This is a genomic window from Bartonella sp. CL100XZDX (genome assembly GCF_042195375.1).
Lineage (GTDB): Bacteria > Pseudomonadota > Alphaproteobacteria > Rhizobiales > Rhizobiaceae > Bartonella.
The window spans coordinates 1-2812 of sequence record NZ_JBHIOH010000043.1 but is presented as its reverse complement, the minus strand read 5'-3'; the positions used below and the strand labels follow the sequence as shown (position 1 = coordinate 2812).

Below are 2812 nucleotides of genomic sequence, written 5' to 3'. Positions count from 1 at the left end.
TCACCAAAATCTCTTAACGCCTTAATGCGATAAAGTTTTTTACCCTCACGAAGAATTGTTTGATTGGTGAGTTGATATTTTTTTACAGAATTCTGCATAATAATTACCTCGTATTTTAACATTTTCATTGACACCCTATAAGGGCGCCGGGCGCTGAAAAACACGGATACGAGACCGTCGTTACACTTTCCCCTATGAAGGGTATTGTATAGTATAACCACACCCGGCAAAATCGTTATATGCCAATAAGAGCACAAAAGAAAGCCAGTATATTTTAGAAACATGGGAAGAGGTCGTTTCGTAACCTATCCGCTCGTATTACAGTGTTTTTCAAGCACTTGCCAACCTTAATAAACGACCTTTTCTTTAAAGTCAATACGTATTTTTTATTTTTTTCAATTTTTTTCATTTTGATACCTACCTAATTGAATACCAAGTGCTTTTTCTAGTTCACTGTCTATATCATCATAAGTTTTCACTGCTTTCACTGTACGTTTTTTGATTTCCCTATTCACCTCGTCTATCAACGCTTCACAACTCAATACGCTTCTTGGCAAATCACCCCCATATATCCACGCTTTCACTTGCGCCTTGGTACTGTAATCAACTTTCTCAGGCATCTCATGATACTGACCACCGTCAAATTCTTCGTATTCTCTTGTGCCATCATCATATTCGTAAAGGTTATAAAAATACTCTGCTACCCCTAATCCCCATGGTGCATGCCCCACCGCCGTTGCAACGAACTTTTTTCCCCCCTTCTGTTTACGTTTTTTTAAAAACATCTGGTTTAATATCCCCTATCTAAATCCATAACTTTACCAATGGGTTTATTTGCCTCAAAATGGACCGTACAGAAGCATTTTTAATTTCAATGTGGTTTTTATCACAAAATCTTTAAATCGCTCTGTACGGTGCCTTTCTGTCAATTTAAACGCATATCTATTCTCAAAATCATCAGCAAACTTCACTACTTTGCTGTTTATCCTTCAATGCTTTTAAATACAATTTCATGACTGATGCTTCCGAAAAAAGCTCTATTTCTGATCCATAAGTGTCTTTAAGTGTAGATCGCTGTTGCAAGTTGATTGAAGCTTTCTGAAAGGTTATTTGCGAAATTGTTTGACGGTGGTTTATAACATGCGCTTTCATATAGTTTTTTCACTTCTGATTTTACGTGTTTCTTAATTACCAATCCATATTTTGGATGCGTAATCCAATTATCCCAAGCACTTTGCCAATCGCGTTCATTTGCATTTCGACATGGATTGTTTTTTGAAAAGCGTACAAATTTTTCAAATTCTGATAAGGCTTCATCATGCGTTAATCCTTGTTCAGTTGCGTATTGAAAATCGGGTTTGAAATCTTCTAGTATTCTTTCAACTTCTTGTTTTTCCCTTATTTTCTTTGTTCCTTCAAAAAAGTTTGCTTTCTCTGGAAAATAAGCAGGCATTATCTTGTCAACGATTTCTGAAAGTTGTTTTCCAACCTTTTTAACTTTTCGTGAAGGCAATTTCTCAATCATCGCTTCGTCAATTTGCCATCGGTTGTTAGCTTTGTTTGAAGTGTTGGTATTTTGCTCGTGAATGATTGGTTGTTTGGTTTCTATCGTTTTGATTTGTTCTGATTGAACATCATCACACTCGATTGCCTTTTCAACAAAATCGTTTGTTTCTAAATTTTCAAAATCAATTTCTCTTTTTGATAAAATAATATTTTTATTTTTTTTGTTATTGTTATTGTTAATGTTAATGTGTTGTCGTGATGAACTCATCATGATGTCATCATGACCTCGTGATGATGTCATCATGACATCATCATGTTCTCTTGATGAATTATCTTTCTGCTTATTTCTCTTAGTATTCGCAGCTTTTATAGCTTTTTCTGAGAGTCTATTTAAATTCTCATTAGAGTTATTGAGTTCTTCCTCAACATCTAAATTCCACAATCGACCATCTGCTAAACGAATGAAATATCCTTCTTCAAGCAAAACATTCAGTGCCGCTTCAAACTTCTTCACTGAATAACCCGTGTAATTAGATAAAACTTTAATATTATAAAAAAGAGGTTCACCAGTATGCAACATACGTAACCGTAATCGCATATAGATATTGCCCTCTACAGCAGGCAAATAATCAACAACTATTGCCCACTTGTCTGCAAAAAGCCTCGTCCATGGTAATTTACTGGACATACCCCAATTCCCTTTCTTTAACTAAATATAAAATTGCTAAAGCATCTGCTTCGTTATCATCACATGGCTTGTGTCCTTTAAGACACATTGCCTTAATCATCTCTTCTTTCGACGCATTCCCCTTCCCCGTCATCGCTTTCTTAATCGTACTTACTGGTATCCCCTCATACGGTATCTGATGCTGTTCACACCACGCCGTTAACGTTGCTAACAAACCACCGTAAACATGCGCTGCATCTGTACCTTTATGACGCCTCACCTCCTCAAAATACACTGCGTCAATTTGACCTGCTATCTGCTTTATTTCTGATAGCCATTGCTTAAAGCGCAAGTAACGCATTCCACCGCCTTCAAAACGGCGCGATTGAAAATTCACGGTACCACTGAACATGTCACCACTTGCACCACGTATCGCCCACCCAGTCCGCGTACCTAGATCAAAACAAAGAATCGTGTTAATCACCACGCCGCTCCATACAAAATGTGTTTTATAGGATTGTTTTTTTCTGAAAATGAAGGAAAGAAGGGTGTAAGAAATATGCAAATAGATAAAGATGTGATTGATATTATTTCATTAATAGTACCAACTTTCATCTCATTTTTTGGAATATGGTTAGG

At 36.5% G+C, this 2812-nt stretch carries 3 protein-coding genes; all 3 read right to left on the bottom strand.

Going from position 1 to position 2812, the window contains the following annotated elements; all coding sequences use genetic code 11:
* Positions 1-395: 395 nt before the first annotated feature.
* Positions 396-785 carry a hypothetical protein gene (locus ACFILU_RS04120; protein ID WP_375674866.1) on the bottom strand — a complete coding sequence of 130 codons (390 nt, stop codon included), beginning with the start codon at positions 783-785 and terminating at the stop codon, positions 396-398.
* Between the two features lie 275 nt (positions 786-1060).
* A complete protein-coding gene (locus tag ACFILU_RS04115; protein ID WP_375674864.1) occupies positions 1061-2194 on the bottom strand; it encodes a hypothetical protein in 1134 nt (377 codons plus the stop codon).
* Entirely contained in the window at positions 2184-2657 is a 474-nt protein-coding gene (locus ACFILU_RS04110) for a crossover junction endodeoxyribonuclease RuvC (RefSeq protein WP_375674862.1), read from the bottom strand. The genes ACFILU_RS04115 and ACFILU_RS04110 overlap by 11 nt, the downstream gene beginning before the upstream one ends.
* Between the last annotated feature and the right edge of the window lie 155 nt (positions 2658-2812).